The organism is Hydrogenophaga sp. SNF1 (assembly GCF_034421675.1).
Lineage (GTDB): Bacteria > Pseudomonadota > Gammaproteobacteria > Burkholderiales > Burkholderiaceae_C > Hydrogenophaga > Hydrogenophaga borbori.
Window position 1 is genome coordinate 1,526,923 of record NZ_CP139793.1, and the last position, 14,269, is coordinate 1,541,191.

The window sequence follows — 14,269 nt, forward strand, 5'->3', positions numbered from 1 at the left end:
CATTCTGTCATCGCGCGGCCGAGGCCGCGAGCGCCGGCCTCAATGGGCCTGGGCGGCGCGTGACTTCCGCACGCGCAGGACCTCGTCGAGGATCAGGCAGGCCGCGCCGATGGAAATGAAGGTGTCGGCCAGGTTGAAGGACGGGAAGTGCCCGCCCGGGAACAGTCCGGCGAGGAAGGACCAGTGAAAGTCCAGCCAGTCCACCACGTAGCCGTGCACCAGGCGGTCGATCACGTTGCCGATGGCGCCGCCCAGGATGCAGGCCAGCGCAAAGGCGAACAGCCGCTGCCCCGGGTGGCTGCGCAGCATCCAGACGATGAAGACCGAGGCGGCGACGCCGATGCCGGTGAAGAACCAGCGCTGCCAGCCGCTGGCGCCGGCGAGGAAGGAGAAGGCCGCGCCCTCGTTGTGCACGCGCACCACGTTGAAGAAGGACGTGACCACGACGCTGTCGCCCAGCGCGAAAGTGGCCAGGATCAGCCACTTGGTGAGCTGGTCCAGCGCGAAGGCCACGGCGGCCAGGCCGAGCCAGGGCGCGATGGCGCGCAGGCTGGCGCGTGCCATCAGGCCACGGTGCGGGTTTCGCCCGCGCCGAACAGGTTGCTGGTGCAGCGGCCGCAGAGCGTGGGGTGGGCCGGGTCCTGGCCGACGTCCTCGCGGTAGTGCCAGCAGCGCTCGCACTTGGGCGCGGTGGCCGGGGTGACCTTCACGGCCAGTTCGTCGCCGTCGACCACGTCCGCGGCCGAGGTGATGGTGACGAAGCGCAGGTCGTCACCCAGCGAGCGCAGCAGCGCGGCGTCGTCGGCCGGCGCGGTGATGCTGAGCAGGGCCTGCAGCGAGGACCCGACGGCGCCCTGGGTGCGCAGGTTCTCGATCTCCTTGTTGGCGAGGTTGCGGATCTCGCACAGGCGCGTCCACTTGGCCAGCAGGCCTTCTTCGGGCGGCGGCAGATCGGCCCAGGTCTCGAAGAAGATGGAGCCCTTGTTGGCCGCGCCCGCGAGCACCGGCCAGGCCTCCTCGGCGGTGAAGCTCATGAAGGGCGCCATCCAGCGCAGCATGGCGTGCGCGACCAGGTGCAGCGCGGTCTGCGCGCTGCGGCGGGCATGGCTGCCGGGGGCGCTGGTGTAGAGCCGGTCCTTGAGCACGTCGAGGTAGAAGGCGCCCAGGTCCTCGGAACAGAAGACTTGCAGCTTGGCCACCACGGGGTGGAATTCGTAGCGGTCGTAGTGCGCGGTCACCTCGGCCTGGAACTGCGCGGTGCGCGCCAGGGCCCAGCGGTCGATCTCCAGCAGGTCCTTCAGCGGCACGGCGTGCGTCGCGGCGTCGAAGTCGCTCAGGTTGGCGAGCAGGAAGCGCAGGGTGTTGCGGATGCGGCGGTAGGCGTCGACGACGCGCGCGAGGATCTTGTCGTCGCCCGCGATGTCGCCCGAGTAGTCGCTGGCGGCCACCCACAGGCGGATGATCTCGGCGCCCAGCTTCTTGTTCACGTCCTGCGGGTCGATGCCATTGCCCAGCGACTTGCTCATCTTGCGGCCCTGGCTGTCCACCGTGAAGCCGTGCGTGAGCAGGCCGCGGTAGGGCGCGCGGTCGAACAGGGCGCAGCCCAGCAGCAGCGAGCTGTGGAACCAGCCGCGGTGCTGGTCGTGGCCTTCGAGGTAGAGGTCGGCCTCGGGGCCCTGCGAGTGGAAGGCGCCGTTGGGGTAGGCGTGCGCGTGGCTGCCGCGCAGCACGTGCGAGAAGGTGGAGCCGGAGTCGAACCAGACCTCGAGGATGTCGCTGCTCTTGTCGTAGTGCGGCGCGTCGTCGGCGCCCAGGATCTCTTCGGTGGTGGCGCGGCTCCAGGCCTCGATGCCGCCTTTCTCGACGATGGCGGCGGCCTGGTCGAGGATCTCCATGGTGCGCGGGTGCAGCTCGCCCGTGGCCTTGTGCAGGAAGAAGGGGATGGGCACGCCCCAGCTGCGCTGGCGCGAGATGCACCAGTCGGGCCGGTTGGCGATCATGTCGCGCAGGCGCGCGCGGCCGTTCTCGGGGTAGAAGCCGGTGTGGTCGATGGCCTCGAGCGCGGTCTGGCGCAGGGTCTTGGGCGCCTTGTCCTTGGTGAACACGCCCTCGCCCTCGTCCATGCGGATGAACCACTGCGCGGCGGCGCGGTAGATCACCGGCGTCTTGTGGCGCCAGCAGTGCGGGTAGCTGTGGGTGATGCCCACGGTGCTCATGAGCCGGCCGGCGGCCTTGAGTGCCGCGATGATGTGGGGCACGGCCTTCCAGATGTGCTGGCCGCCGAACAGCGGGAAGTCGGCCGCGTAGACGCCGTTGCCTTGCACGGGGTTGAGCACGTCCTCGACCTTGAGGCCGTTGCTGATGCAGGAGTTGAAGTCGTCCAGGCCGTAGGCGGGCGAGGAGTGCACGATGCCCGTGCCGTCGCTGTCGCTCACGTAGTCGGCCAGGTACACGGGCGACAGGCGCCGGTAGCCCTTGTCTGCCTCGTACAGCGGGTGGCGGAAGTTCAGGCCGCCCAGTTGCTCGCCCTGGGTGACGGCCAGGACCGTGCCTTGCAGCCCGAAGCGCTCCAGACACTTCTCGACCAGGGTTTCGGCCAGCACCAGGCAGCCCTTGGGCGTGTCGACCAGGGCGTAGCTGAGCTCGGGGTGGGCGTTGAGCGCCTGGTTGGCCGGGATGGTCCAGGCGGTGGTGGTCCAGATGACGGCGAAGCCGCTTTTGCCGGGCGGCAGGGCGGCCAGGCCGAAGGCGGCGGCGAGCTTTCCGGCGTCGTCGGTCTCGAAGGCCACGTCCAGCGTGTCGCTCTGCTTGTCGGCGTACTCGATCTCGAATTCGGCGAGCGAGCTGCCGCAGTCGAAGCACCAGTACACGGGCTTGAGGCCCCGGTAGACGAAGCCGCGCTCGATCACGCGCTTGAAGGCGCGGATCTCGCCGGCCTCGTTGGCCGGGGCCATGGTGAGGTAGGGGCGCTCCCAGTCGCCCAGGATGCCCAGGCGCTTGAAGTCGGCGCGCTGCTGGTCGATCTGCTCTGTGGCGTAGGCGCGGCTCTTGGCCTGCATCTCGTCGCGGCTGAGGTGGCGGCCGTGCTTCTTCTCGATCGCGTTCTCGATCGGCAGGCCGTGGCAGTCCCAGCCCGGGATGTACTGCGCGTCAAAGCCGGCCAGCTGGCGGCTCTTGACGATCATGTCCTTGAGCACCTTGTTGACGGCGTGGCCCATGTGGATCTGGCCGTTGGCGTAGGGCGGGCCGTCGTGCAGCACGAACAGCGGAGCGCCGCGGCGCGCGTCGCGCAGGCGCTGGTACAGGCCCTCGTCGTTCCATTGCTTGACCCAGCCCGGCTCGCGCTTGGGCAGGTCGCCGCGCATGGGGAAGGGCGTGTCCAGCAGGTTGACGGGGTAGGCGTTCTTCGTCTCGGACATGGTGTGTGGCGTGATCGCAGGGGCCAAGCTCGGCCCACGGGGCGTGGGCGGGAAAAGGGAGACGACGGGCGCGTGCCCCGAGCCTGTGAAAGGGCAACGACCGCCAGGGGGCGGTCGTCAAATTCGGTCGCGTGTGGTCTGCCGGTGCGTGCGGCCGTGCATGGCCTCGAAGAACGCGCGGGCGTCGGCGACGTCCTTGGCGATGCCTTGCGTGAGGGCATCGAGGCTGTCGTACTTCAGCTCGTCGTGCAGTTTGTGCAGCAGTTCCACGCGCACGATTTTACCGTAGGCCTCCCCGCCGGGCAGGCGCTGGGACAAGGCCGCGGGCCAGTCCAGGCAATGGGTTTCCAGCAGCACACGCCCGCCGTTGACGTCGTTCGGGTCCAGCGAGGGCCGCACGCCCAGGTTGGCCACGCCGCGCAGGGGCTCGTCCCACAGACCGTGCACCAGCACCGCGAAGATGCCGCTGGCGGCCGGCTTCCAGTGCGCGAAGCGCAGGTTGAGGGTGCGAAAGCCGTCGTGGCGACCCGGGGCGGACTCGGCCAGCGCGCGGCCCAGCTGGCGCCCGTGGACCACGTGGCCGCTGATGGCGTAGGGCCGGCCCAGCAGGGCGGCGGCGTCGTCCAGGCGGCCTTCGGCCAGGGCCTCGCGCACGGCCGAACTGGACACGCGCAGGCCGTGCACCTCGTAGCTCTGCATGCGCGCCACGTCGAAGCCCTGGCGCGCGCCGGCCGCGTCGAGCATGGCGTAGTCGCCCGCGCGCTGGGCCCCGAAGCGGAAGTCATCGCCCACCAGCACGTAGCGCACGCCCAGGGCGCCGACCAGGGTGTCCTCGATGAAGGAGGCGGCGGTCTGAGAGGCCAGGCGCTCGTTGAAGGGCAGGATCACGCAGCGGTCCACCCCGCAGCGCTGCAACTCCTCCAGCTTGTCGCGCAGGGTGGCGATGCGCGCGGGCGCCAGCTCGGGCTTGCGGTGGCGGGCGGCGAAGTAGTCGCGCGGGTGCGGCTCGAAGGTCATCACGCAGCTGGGCACGCCGCGGTGGCGGGCCTCGTTGCGCAGCAGCGCCAGCATGGCCTGGTGGCCACGGTGCACGCCGTCGAAGTTGCCGATGGTGAGGGCGCAGCCGCGCACGCTGTCGGGCGTGCCGTGGGGGCGGTTCCAGAGGCCGCGGAGGATTTGCATGGGGAAGGGCGGGGCGGGAAGGTTTGTCACATCGCGGGGGCTTGTCCCGCATGGACGCGGATTCGTCGTCGAAGGTTGTTATATTGGCACACGAAAACGCAGGCCCCGGGCCCCATGCGGGTTCCGGACCTTTCCGGTGTCTAGACGCACGAAGGAGCCCGTTTTGAAGGTCTTGAAGCTTTCGGCGCAGGGACTGCCCCAGTCCTGGATCAGCCTCGAAGAAGCCGTGTTGCACTACGCGGCCGAGGAGGTGCGCTGGGAGGCGGGTGCCGAGATCGCGGTGTTCCACGGTGGCCACAACGCCGTCACGGGCCTGCAGTCGGTGATCACGGTCAACTCGATCATCGGCACCCAGGGCGTGCCGCGCATCAACCCCTTCGAGCTGCGGCCCACGCTCACGAACCAGAAGCTGTTCTCGCGCGACCGCAACGTCTGCGCCTATTGCGGCCATCACTTCCACGAGGAAGACCTGACGCGCGAGCACATCGTGCCCTTCGGCCAGAACGGGCGCGACACCTGGATGAACGTGGTGACGGCCTGCAAGTCGTGCAACCACCGCAAGGGCAACCGCACGCCCGAGCAGGCGCACATGCCGCTGCTGTACACGCCCTACGTGCCCAGCCTGTGGGAGGACTTCATCCTGCGCAACCGCCGCATCCTGGCGGACCAGATGGAGTTCCTGATGGCGCACCTGCCGAAGAGCTCGCGGCTGCACGCCTAGGCGCGCAGCCGCGCCCGTTCAGGCGAACACGCCAGCGGTGTCCTGCATGCGCCCGGACACCTCGCCCAGGTGGTGCAGGGTGTCGCCGAACGTCATTTCCAGCTGGGTGAGCTTCTTGAAGTAGTGGCTGCCGATGTACTCGTCGGTCACGCCGATGCCGCCGTGCAGCTGCACCGATTGCTGGCCGATGAAGCGCATGGCGTTGCCCAGCTGCACCTTGGCGCGGGCCATGGCGGCGCGGCGCTCGGCCGCGGGGGCGTTGAGCTTCAGGCTGGCGTAGTAGCTCATGGAGCGGGCCAGCTCCAGCTGCATCTTCATGTCGGCCACGCGGTGGCGCAGGGCCTGGAAGCTGGCGATGGCCACGCCGAACTGCTTGCGCGTGTTCATGTAGTCCACCGTGAGCGCCAGCGTCTGCTCCATCACGCCCACGCCCTCGGCGCAGGTGGCGGCGATGCCCACGTCCACCGCGTGCTCCAGCGCGGCCTGACCATTGGCGGTGACCAGCACGGCCGGGGCCTTGTCCAGCACCAGGTCGCCGGCGCGGCTGCCGTCCTGCGTGGGGTAGCCGGTGGTCTTCACACCGCTGGCGCCGGCCTCCACCAGGAAGAGGGCGGGTTGGCCATTGGCCACGGCGGGCACCAGGAAGGCGTCGGCGCGGTCGGCCGCGGCCACCAGGTGCTTGTGGCCGGACACGGTCCAGGCGCCGCCCGCCTGGCTCGCGGTGGCGGCGAGGCGGTCGAGTCGGTAGCGCGCGCCACGCTCCTGCAGCGCCAGCACCACCAGGGCCTCACCGCTGGCGATGCGGGGCAGCCAGCCGGCCTTGACGTCGTCCGCGCCGTAGGCGCCGATCGCGCCGCTGGCGATGAGCGTCTGCGCCAGCGGCTCGAGCACGATGCCGCGGCCCAGCTCCTCCATCACCACCATGGCCTCGACCGGGCCCATGCCCAGACCGCCGTGGCCTTCGTCCACATACAGGCCGGTCAGGCCGAGTTCGGCGAGTTCGCCATAGGCGCCGCGCTCGAAACCGCCGGCTTGCACGATGGCGCGGCGGCGCTCGAAGCCGTAGGCCTTCTCCACCCACTTCTGCACGGCGTCGCGCAGCGCGACCTGGTCGTCGGAAAAATCGAAGTCCATTCTTGTCTCCTCAGCCCAGCACGGTCTGCGCCACGATGTTGCGCTGCACCTCGTTGGAGCCGCCGTAGATCGTGGTCTTGCGCATGTTGAAGTAGGTGGAGGCGAGCGGCGCATTGGCCAGCACGCCGCCCGGGAAGTCGCCCTGCCAGCCGGCTTCCATGGCCTCCTCGATGAAGGGCAGGCTGTAGGGGCCGGCGGCCAGCATCATGAGTTCGCTGTAGCGCTGCTGGATTTCGCTGCCGCGGATTTTGAGCAGGCCGGCGATGTCCAGCGAGTTCTTGCCCGACTTCTCGGCCGAGAGCACGCGCAGCACCAGCATCTCCAGTGCCACCACGTCCACCTCGAGCAGTGCGATCTGGTCGCGAAAGCGGGTGTCGTCCCACACGCCCTCGGTCTTGGCGATGCGCTTGAGGCGCTCCAGCTCGCGCTTGGCGCGGTTCACGTCGGCGATGTTGGTGCGCTCGTGGCTGAGCAGGTGCTTGGCGTAGGTCCAGCCCTTGTTCTCCTCGCCGATCAGGTTCTCGGCCGGCACCTCGACGTTGTCGAAGAAGACCTCGTTGACCTCGCATTCGCCGTCCAGCAGCTTGATGGGGCGCACCGAGACGCCCTTGGACTTCATGTCCAGCAGCAGGAAGGAGATGCCGGTCTGCGGCTTGCCCTCGGTGCTGGTGCGCACGAGGTTGAACATCCAGTCGCCGTACTGGCCCAGGGTGGTCCAGGTCTTCTGGCCGTTGACGATGTACTTGTCGCCCCGGCGCTCGGCGCGCGTCTTGAGCGAGGCCAGGTCCGAGCCCGAGCCCGGTTCGCTGTAACCCTGGCTCCACCAGACCTCGCCGCTGGCGATGCCGGGCAGGAAGCGTTCTTGTTGTTCCTTGTTGCCGAAGGCCATGATGACCGGCGCCACCATCACCGGCCCGAAGGGCACGATGCGCGGCGCACCGGCCAGGGCGCATTCCTCCTCGAACAGGTGCTTCTGCACCGCGCTCCAGCCCGGGCCGCCGAACTGTTGGGGCCAGCCGTAGCCCAGCCAGCCCTTCTTGCCCAGGATCTTTGCCCAGCGCTGCATGTCGTCGCGCGTCAGGCGCAGGGCGTTGTGCACCTTGTGGCTGATCTCGGCGGGCAGGTTGGCGCGCACCCAGGCGCGTATCTCGTCGCGAAACGCCTGCTCCTCAGGCGTGAAGGCCAGATCCATCGTGTGTCTCCTCGGGGGGCCCGACGGGCCCCGGGTTGCGTGTGAATCGAGTTTCGCACGACCGTTCGTTTTTTGCGTGTCGAGGCGGCGACAAGCCGCCGGCCGGCCTCATTACACTCCCGCCCCATGCCAGCGCGCCCAGCCCGTCCGATCGTCATCCTCATCTCGGGCAGCGGCTCGAACATGGCCGCCCTGGTGGAGGCGTCGGTGCGGGACCTCTGGGGCGAGCGCTTTGGCGCGGGCGTGGTGGCGGTGCTGAGCAACCGGCCCGACGCCGCCGGCCTCGCCTGGGCCCGCGAACGCGGGCTGGCCACCGCGGTGGTCGACCACAAGCGGCACGCCGACCGCGAGGCCTTCGACGCCGCGCTCATGGCCGCCATCGACGCCCACGCGCCCGCGCTGGTGCTGCTGGCGGGCTTCATGCGCATCCTCACACCGGGCTTCGTGCACCACTACGACGGCCGCCTGCTCAATATCCACCCCAGCCTGTTGCCGGCCTTCCCTGGCCTGAAGACGCACCAGCGCGCCATCGAGATGGGCTGCCGCGTGGCCGGCGCCACGGTGCACCGCGTCACCGGCGAACTCGACCATGGCGAGATCCTGGCGCAGGCCGTGGTGCCCGTGCTGCCCGGCGACACGGCCGAGGCGCTGGCGGCGCGGGTGCTCACGCAGGAGCACCTGATCTACCCGCGCGCCGTGGAGCGCTGCCTGGCGGGCGGCTGAGGGCCTGTCCGGGCGGCTCAGCGCCCGCTCAGCGCGAGCTTGGCGGCCATCAGCGCGAAGGCGGCCGAGAAGCCGCGGCGCAGCGCGTCCTGCGTGCGCCGCGAGGCCAGCACGCGCTGGCGGAAGGCGTCGGCAAGCGCTCCGTAGGCCACGAACACGGCCAGTGTCATGAGCATGAAGACCGCGCCCAACACGGCGAACTGCCGCAGGGGCGCCGGGTCGGCCGGGTCCATGAATTGCGGCAGGAAGGCGAAGAAGAACAAGGTCAGCTTGGGGTTGAGCGCGTTGACCAGCACCGCCTTGGCGACCAGGCGCAGCGGCGACTGCGGGGGCGTGCCCGGGGCGGCGGCGAAGGCCGAGCGGTCGCGCCAGGTCATCCAGGCGAGGAACAGCAGGTAGAGCACGCCGGCCAGCTTGAGCAGCTGGAAGGCCAGGGCGCCCGCGTGCATCACGGCGGCCAGGCCCAGGGCGGTGGCGGCCATGTGCGGCAGGATGCCCAGTGTGCAGCCCAGCGAGGCATAGGCGCTGGCGAGCCGCCCCTGCGACAGGCCGGTGGAGACGGTGAACAGCACGCCCGCGCCGGGCGTGACCACCACGACGGCGGAGGTGAGGAGGAATTCGAGGCTGGGCATGCGGCGCTCCGGGTGTCGACGGCGCGGCCCGATGAGCCGGGCCGCGGGCGAATCCTGGCGCGCCGCGCGCGGGCGGTCTTGAACGTTATTGCAGCCAGGCGCGGCGCCAGGCGCCGGGGGTGAAGCCGAAGCAGCGCACGAAGTGGCGGTTCAGGTGGCTTTGGTCGGCGAAGCCGCAGGCCAGGGCGGCCTCGCTCAGCGGCGTGCCGGCGGCGATCAGCGCCCGCGCCCGGCCCAGCCGCTGCTGCTGCAGCCAGGCGAAGGGCGGCAGACCGTGCGCGCGCGCGAACTGGCGCACGAGCTGGAAGCGCGACAGGCCGGCCAGGCTGGCCAGCTCGTCCAGGTCGGGCGCTCGCTCCAGGCCGTCGAGCAGGCGCTCGCGCGCCCGCGCCAGGCCGAGGGTGTCGAGGCCGGAGCCGCCCGGCTGGCGGTTGCCGTGCCGCAGGGCCAGCAGTCCGCAGGCGCTGGTCAGGGCCTCGTCCCAGAGCGCGTGGTCCGCGGCGGGGGCGCTGCCGTCCCAGCAGAGGAACAGGCGGTGGATGGCGCCATGCAGCAGGGGGTCGTCGAACACCGGCTGGGTGATCTCGTGGCCGGGCCGCAGGTCGGCCAGCGCGGCCATCGCCTCGGGGCTGACGTGCACCATGCGCCAGCGGCGCGCCTGTTCGCCCACGGGCAGGCCGTCGTGCACCTCGCCGGGGTTGGTGGCGATCAGCTTGCCGGCGGTCGCGAGCACCGGGCCGCGGCCGCTGGCGGAGCGGTGGGCGCCTTCGTCCATCACGCCGAAGCCGAAGCTGTCGTGCCAGTGCCGGCCGAAGCCGCGGGCGCTGTGCGTCAGCACGGCGTGCACGCCGGCCATGGGGCCGGGCCGAACCTGGACGTGATGGATGGGCGCTGTCACATGGACTTGTGGAAGACCAGCCCCGCGTGCTCGCGCATGGCGTGGAACCTGATTTTGGGCCAGTTCGCCTCGACCGCGCGCAGCGTGGCCATGTGGTCGAGCAGCACGGTGGGCGCGTCCACCGCGTCCAGCGCCACGCGGTGGGCGTTGGCGTCGATGAAGCGCTTGAGCTCCTGTTCGCCGCCGTCCTCGGGCGCGCAGGTCACCCAGCGCGCCACGTTGTACGAGCTGCCGGTGATGCGCGCCTTGACGCCGTACTCGTGCTCCAGGCGGTGGGCCACCACCTCGAACTGCAGCTGGCCCACGGCGCCCAGCAGCAGCACGCTGCCGGCCACCGGGCGGAAGACCTGGATCGCGCCTTCCTCGCCGAGCTGGGTGAGGCCGGCGCGCAGCTGCTTGCTGCGCAGCGGGTCGGCCACTTCCACGCTGCGGATGATCTCGGGCGCGAAGAAGGGCAGGCCCGTGAACTGCAGCGCCTCGCCCTCGGTCAGGGTGTCGCCCAACTGCAGCACGCCGTGGTTGGGGATGCCGATGATGTCGCCCGCGAAGGCCTCGTCGAGCAGTTCGCGGCGCTGCGACAGGAAACTGACCACCGTGTTGGGTCGCAACTCCTTGCCGCTGCGCACCACCTTCAGGCGCATGCCGCGCTCGAAGTGGCCGCTGGCCACGCGCACGAAGGCGATGCGGTCGCGGTGGGCGGGGTCCATGTTGGCCTGGATCTTGAAGACCACGCCGCTGAACTTGCGCTCCTCGGGCTCGACGGTGCGCTGGATAGCCGGCCGCGGTCCGGGCGGCGGCGCCAGGTCCACCAGCGCGTCCAGCACTTCGCGCACGCCGAAGTTGTTGACGGCCGAGCCGAACAGCATGGGCGTCTGATGCCCAGCCAGGAAGGCCTGCTCGTCGAAGGCGGGCGAGGCGCCCGCCACCAGCTCCAGCTCGTCCTTGGCCTGGGCGAACTCGCTGCCGAAGCGCGTGGCGCTCTCGGGATTGTCCAGGCCAGCCAGCACCTCTTCCTCGCCGCCGCGCTTGTCGTCGCCGGCGGCGAAGACGCGCATCTGCTCGGCGCGGCGGTCGTACACGCCACGGAAGGTCTTGCCCATGCCCACGGGCCAGGTGAAGGGCACCACCGTCATGCCCAGCTCGCGCTCGATCTCGTCCATCAGGTCCAGCGGCTGCTGCACCTCGCGGTCCATTTTGTTGACGAAGGTGATGATGGGCGTGTTGCGGGCGCGGCAGACCTGCAGCAGCCGCCGCGTCTGAGGCTCCACGCCGTTGGCCGCGTCGATCACCATCAGGGCCGCGTCCACGGCGGTCAGCACGCGGTAGGTGTCCTCGGAGAAGTCCTGGTGGCCGGGGGTGTCCAGCAGGTTGATGACGCAGTCGCGGTATTCCATCTGCATCACGCTGGAGGCCACCGAGATGCCGCGCTGCTTTTCGATCTCCATCCAGTCGCTGGTGGCGTGGCGCGCGGCCTTGCGCGCCTTCACGCTGCCGGCGATGTTGATCGCGCCGGAGAAGAGCAGCAGCTTCTCGGTGAGCGTGGTCTTGCCCGCGTCGGGGTGGGAAATGATGGCGAAGGTGCGGCGCCGGCGCACCTGGTCCTGGATTTCAGACATAGCCCTCGATTATCCCAGTGGGACAATACCGCCCCCATGCACCCCAAAGCCCTGCTCGACGAATGCACCGCCCTGGTCGAGGCCGTGTTCCGTTTTGACCACCCCGCCGACGCCGTCGTCGCCCGCCATTTCCGCGAGAACAAGTCGCTGGGCCCGCGCGAGCGCGCCACCTTGTCCGACACCGTCTACGCCGCGCTGCGCGAGCGCCTCAAGTTCGAATGGCTGGCGCGCTCGGGCAGCGGCTCCAAGTGGCGCCGCCTGGCCATCCTGGGCTTCTCGGGGGACCGCGATTTCCTCAAGAGCGCGTTGAGCGAGCCCGAAAAGGTCTGGCTGGACGCCTGCGCCCGGGTGCGCGAGGACGAGTGGCTGGCGCCGCACCGCCACAACCTGCCGCAGTGGCTGGCCGACGCCCTGCGCGCGCAGGTGGGCGAGGGCTTCGACGACCTGGCCGCGAGCCTGCTGCAGCCAGCGCCGCTGGACCTGCGGGTCAACGCCCTGAAGGCCAAGCGCGAGGCGGCTCTCGCCGCGCTGCGCGCCGCGGGCCTGAAGGCCGAGCCCACGGCGCATTCGCCCTGGGGCATCCGCCTGCAGGGCAAGCCTTCGCTGGCCCGGCTTCCAGCCTTTGTGAACGGCGAACTCGAGGTGCAGGACGAAGGTTCGCAGCTGCTCGCGCTGCTGCTCGACGCCAAGCGCGGCGAGATGGTGGTGGACTTCTGCGCCGGCGCCGGGGGCAAGACCCTGGCCATCGGTGCGACCATGCGCAACACCGGCCGTCTCTACGCCTTCGACACCTCGGCCCATCGGCTCGACGCGCTCAAGCCGCGCCTGGCGCGCAGTGGCCTGTCCAACGTACACCCCGTGGCCATCGCCCACGAGCGCGACGAACGCATCAAGCGCCTGGCCGGCAAGATCGACCGGGTACTGGTCGACGCGCCGTGCTCCGGCCTGGGCACACTGCGCCGCAGCCCCGACCTCAAGTGGCGTCAGACCCCCGAAACCGTGGCGGCGCAGGCCGCCACGCAGCGCGCCATCCTGGACAGCGCGGCGCGCCTGCTCAAGCCCGGCGGGCGGCTGGTCTACGCCACCTGCAGCCTGCTGCGCGACGAAAACGAGGCCGTGGCCGAGGCCTTTTCGGCGGCGCAACCCGGCTTCGAGGTCGAGCCGGTGGCGCCGCTGCTGGACGCCCTGCGCGTGCCCGGCGCCCCGTCCTTGTGCAGCCTGGCCGACGAAGGGCGCTTCCTGCGCCTGTGGCCCCACCGACACGGCACCGACGGCTTTTTTGCCGCCGTCTGGCGGAAAAAAGCTTGATCGGGGTCAATTGGCCCTGAAGTAGCGGGCACTTCCGGCCTTTGCCGGGGACCAATGGCTTGGTCGGGAGACACCCCCCGCCTAAAATCCTGCCTGCGCCGCCCGCCTGCCCCGGGCGCGTGTGAAGGCTTGTCCTCCGTTTCCGGGCAGTCCTGATAGGACTTCGATGACCGCTTCCGACCCTGGTGCCTTTTCCGCGTTGCTCGACGGCGTGGTGAATTTCCTGATCAACGGCGTGACCGGCGCCAGCTGGTGGCAGGTCGTGCTGATCGCGCTGGTGCTGACGCACATCACCATCGCCAGCGTCACGATCTACCTGCACCGCCACTCGGCCCACCGCTCGCTTGATCTGCACCCGATCGCCGCGCACTTCTTCCGCTTCTGGCTCTGGATGACCACCGGCATGGTCACCAAGGAATGGACGGCCATCCACCGCAAGCACCACGCCAAGTGCGAGCAGGAAGGCGACCCCCACAGCCCGCACATCTTCGGCATCAAAAAGGTGTTCTGGGAAGGCGCCGAGCTGTACCGAGCCGAGGCCAAGAACGCCGACACCATGGCGCGCTACGGCCACAACACGCCGAACGACTGGATCGAGCGCAACGTCTACACGCGCTTCTCGGCGCTGGGCGTGAGCCTCATGCTGATCCTCGATGTGGTGCTGTTCGGTGCCCTGGGCCTGATGGTCTGGGCGATCCAGATGGCCTGGATTCCCCTCACGGCTGCCGGCATCATCAACGGCATCGGCCACTGGTGGGGCTACCGCAACTTCGAGGCGGTGGACGGCAGCACCAACGTCTCGCCCTGGGGCATCATCATCGGCGGCGAGGAACTGCACAACAACCACCACACCTACCCCACCTCGGCCAAGCTGTCGGTCAAGCCTTACGAGTTCGACATCGGCTGGATGTACATCAGCATCCTGCAGTCGCTGGGTCTGGCCACGGTGAAGAAGGTGCCGCCCAAGATGGCGTTTGGCGCGGTCAAGCCCGTGGCCGATGAGCAGACGCTGGAAGCCATCATCGCCAACCGCTACGAAGTCATGGCCGGTTACGCCCGCGAACTGCGCGAAGCCTGCAAGACCGAGATCGCCACGCTCAAGGCCCGCCAGGCCGACGCCTCGGTGCTGACGGCCGCCAAGCGCTGGCTGCACCGCGACGACGACAAGGTGCCCGCCGCCGTCAAGCCGCAGCTGGCCCAGGTTCGCGCCGAGCACCCGGTGCTCGACAAGATGGTGACCATGCGCGAAGAACTGCGCGCCCTGTGGTCCAGCACCAACGCCACGCGCGAGCAGCTCGCCGCCGACCTGCAGGCCTGGTGCCGTCGCGCGGAAGAGAGCGGCATCGCCGCGTTGCGGGACTTCTCCATTCGCCTGCGCTCGGCCCACGCCTGAAGGACCGTGGCGATCCCGCGCCGCGTTGGACGGTGCGGCGCTCGGCTCAGG

General features: G+C 69.9%; 12 protein-coding genes. 4 read left to right on the plus strand and 8 right to left on the minus strand.

Translation table 11 applies throughout. The features are described from left to right. Positions 1 to 39 precede the first annotated feature (39 nt). From lspA to SOM08_RS07395, 3 genes are all read right to left on the minus strand, one after another. The gene (gene lspA / locus SOM08_RS07385; protein WP_116960606.1) at positions 40 to 564 is read right to left on the minus strand and encodes a signal peptidase II; all 525 of its coding nucleotides are present in this window, start codon (positions 562 to 564) and stop codon (positions 40 to 42) included. Continuing rightward, positions 564 to 3,419 carry an isoleucine--tRNA ligase gene (ileS, locus tag SOM08_RS07390; RefSeq protein WP_116960605.1) on the minus strand — a complete coding sequence of 952 codons (2,856 nt, stop codon included), beginning with the start codon at positions 3,417 to 3,419 and terminating at the stop codon, positions 564 to 566. The genes lspA and ileS overlap by 1 nt, the downstream gene beginning before the upstream one ends. A 117-nt stretch (positions 3,420 to 3,536) precedes the next feature. Further along, the gene (locus SOM08_RS07395; RefSeq protein ID WP_116960604.1) at positions 3,537 to 4,601 is read right to left on the minus strand and encodes a bifunctional riboflavin kinase/FAD synthetase; all 1,065 of its coding nucleotides are present in this window, start codon (positions 4,599 to 4,601) and stop codon (positions 3,537 to 3,539) included. A gap of 163 nt (positions 4,602 to 4,764) precedes the next feature. Here SOM08_RS07395 and SOM08_RS07400 point away from each other — a divergent pair, with 163 nt between their 5' ends. After that, entirely contained in the window at positions 4,765 to 5,322 is a 558-nt protein-coding gene (locus SOM08_RS07400) for an HNH endonuclease (protein WP_070400619.1), read from the plus strand. Positions 5,323 to 5,340: 18 nt separating this feature from the next. On the opposite strand, the gene SOM08_RS07405 is transcribed toward SOM08_RS07400, so the two are convergent. Both SOM08_RS07405 and SOM08_RS07410 read right to left on the minus strand, forming a co-directional pair. Continuing rightward, positions 5,341 to 6,456, minus strand: a complete 1,116-nt coding sequence (locus tag SOM08_RS07405) for an acyl-CoA dehydrogenase family protein (protein WP_116960603.1) — start codon at positions 6,454 to 6,456, stop codon at positions 5,341 to 5,343. 10 nt (positions 6,457 to 6,466) lie between these two features. Then, positions 6,467 to 7,648: an acyl-CoA dehydrogenase family protein gene (locus SOM08_RS07410; protein ID WP_116960602.1), complete on the minus strand. Its 1,182-nt coding sequence runs from the start codon at positions 7,646 to 7,648 to the stop codon at positions 6,467 to 6,469. Positions 7,649 to 7,774: 126 nt separating this feature from the next. Between SOM08_RS07410 and purN the strand changes: the two genes are divergently transcribed. Then, positions 7,775 to 8,371 carry a phosphoribosylglycinamide formyltransferase gene (purN, locus tag SOM08_RS07415; RefSeq protein WP_116960601.1) on the plus strand — a complete coding sequence of 199 codons (597 nt, stop codon included), beginning with the start codon at positions 7,775 to 7,777 and terminating at the stop codon, positions 8,369 to 8,371. Between the two features lie 17 nt (positions 8,372 to 8,388). Here purN and SOM08_RS07420 read toward each other — a convergent pair whose 3' ends face one another. The 3 genes from SOM08_RS07420 to SOM08_RS07430 form a co-directional block, all read right to left on the minus strand. Then, on the minus strand, positions 8,389 to 9,003 hold the full coding sequence (locus tag SOM08_RS07420) for a LysE family translocator (protein WP_116960600.1): 615 nt from the start codon (positions 9,001 to 9,003) through the stop codon (positions 8,389 to 8,391). Between the two features lie 85 nt (positions 9,004 to 9,088). Next, on the minus strand, positions 9,089 to 9,859 hold the full coding sequence (locus tag SOM08_RS07425) for an AraC family transcriptional regulator (protein ID WP_322470417.1): 771 nt from the start codon (positions 9,857 to 9,859) through the stop codon (positions 9,089 to 9,091). A 38-nt stretch (positions 9,860 to 9,897) separates the two neighbouring features. Beyond that, positions 9,898 to 11,517 (minus strand): peptide chain release factor 3, encoded by a 1,620-nt coding sequence (locus SOM08_RS07430; protein WP_322470418.1) that lies wholly within the window; start codon positions 11,515 to 11,517, stop codon positions 9,898 to 9,900. 36 nt (positions 11,518 to 11,553) lie between these two features. On the opposite strand from SOM08_RS07430, the gene SOM08_RS07435 reads away from it, so the two are divergent. Together SOM08_RS07435 and SOM08_RS07440 are read left to right on the plus strand one after the other, a co-directional pair. Further along, on the plus strand, positions 11,554 to 12,825 hold the full coding sequence (locus tag SOM08_RS07435) for an RsmB/NOP family class I SAM-dependent RNA methyltransferase (RefSeq protein WP_322470419.1): 1,272 nt from the start codon (positions 11,554 to 11,556) through the stop codon (positions 12,823 to 12,825). Positions 12,826 to 12,991: 166 nt separating this feature from the next. Beyond that, on the plus strand, positions 12,992 to 14,218 hold the full coding sequence (locus SOM08_RS07440; RefSeq protein WP_116960596.1) for a fatty acid desaturase: 1,227 nt from the start codon (positions 12,992 to 12,994) through the stop codon (positions 14,216 to 14,218). Positions 14,219 to 14,269: the final 51 nt, after the last annotated feature.

What these genes read in the sequence shown, in the direction of transcription:
- SOM08_RS07405 (WP_116960603.1), bottom strand. Translation starts at nt 6,456, where the DNA reads ATGGACTTCGATTTTTCCGACGACCAGGTCGCGCTGCGCGACGCCGTG.
- ileS (WP_116960605.1), bottom strand. Translation starts at nt 3,419, where the DNA reads ATGTCCGAGACGAAGAACGCCTACCCCGTCAACCTGCTGGACACGCCC.
- SOM08_RS07410 (WP_116960602.1), bottom strand. Translation starts at nt 7,648, where the DNA reads ATGGATCTGGCCTTCACGCCTGAGGAGCAGGCGTTTCGCGACGAGATA.
- SOM08_RS07435 (WP_322470419.1), top strand. Translation starts at nt 11,554, where the DNA reads ATGCACCCCAAAGCCCTGCTCGACGAATGCACCGCCCTGGTCGAGGCC.
- purN (WP_116960601.1), top strand. Translation starts at nt 7,775, where the DNA reads ATGCCAGCGCGCCCAGCCCGTCCGATCGTCATCCTCATCTCGGGCAGC.
- SOM08_RS07430 (WP_322470418.1), bottom strand. Translation starts at nt 11,517, where the DNA reads ATGTCTGAAATCCAGGACCAGGTGCGCCGGCGCCGCACCTTCGCCATC.
- SOM08_RS07420 (WP_116960600.1), bottom strand. Translation starts at nt 9,003, where the DNA reads ATGCCCAGCCTCGAATTCCTCCTCACCTCCGCCGTCGTGGTGGTCACG.
- SOM08_RS07440 (WP_116960596.1), top strand. Translation starts at nt 12,992, where the DNA reads ATGACCGCTTCCGACCCTGGTGCCTTTTCCGCGTTGCTCGACGGCGTG.
- SOM08_RS07425 (WP_322470417.1), bottom strand. Translation starts at nt 9,859, where the DNA reads ATGGCCGGCGTGCACGCCGTGCTGACGCACAGCGCCCGCGGCTTCGGC.
- SOM08_RS07395 (WP_116960604.1), bottom strand. Translation starts at nt 4,601, where the DNA reads ATGCAAATCCTCCGCGGCCTCTGGAACCGCCCCCACGGCACGCCCGAC.
- lspA (WP_116960606.1), bottom strand. Translation starts at nt 564, where the DNA reads ATGGCACGCGCCAGCCTGCGCGCCATCGCGCCCTGGCTCGGCCTGGCC.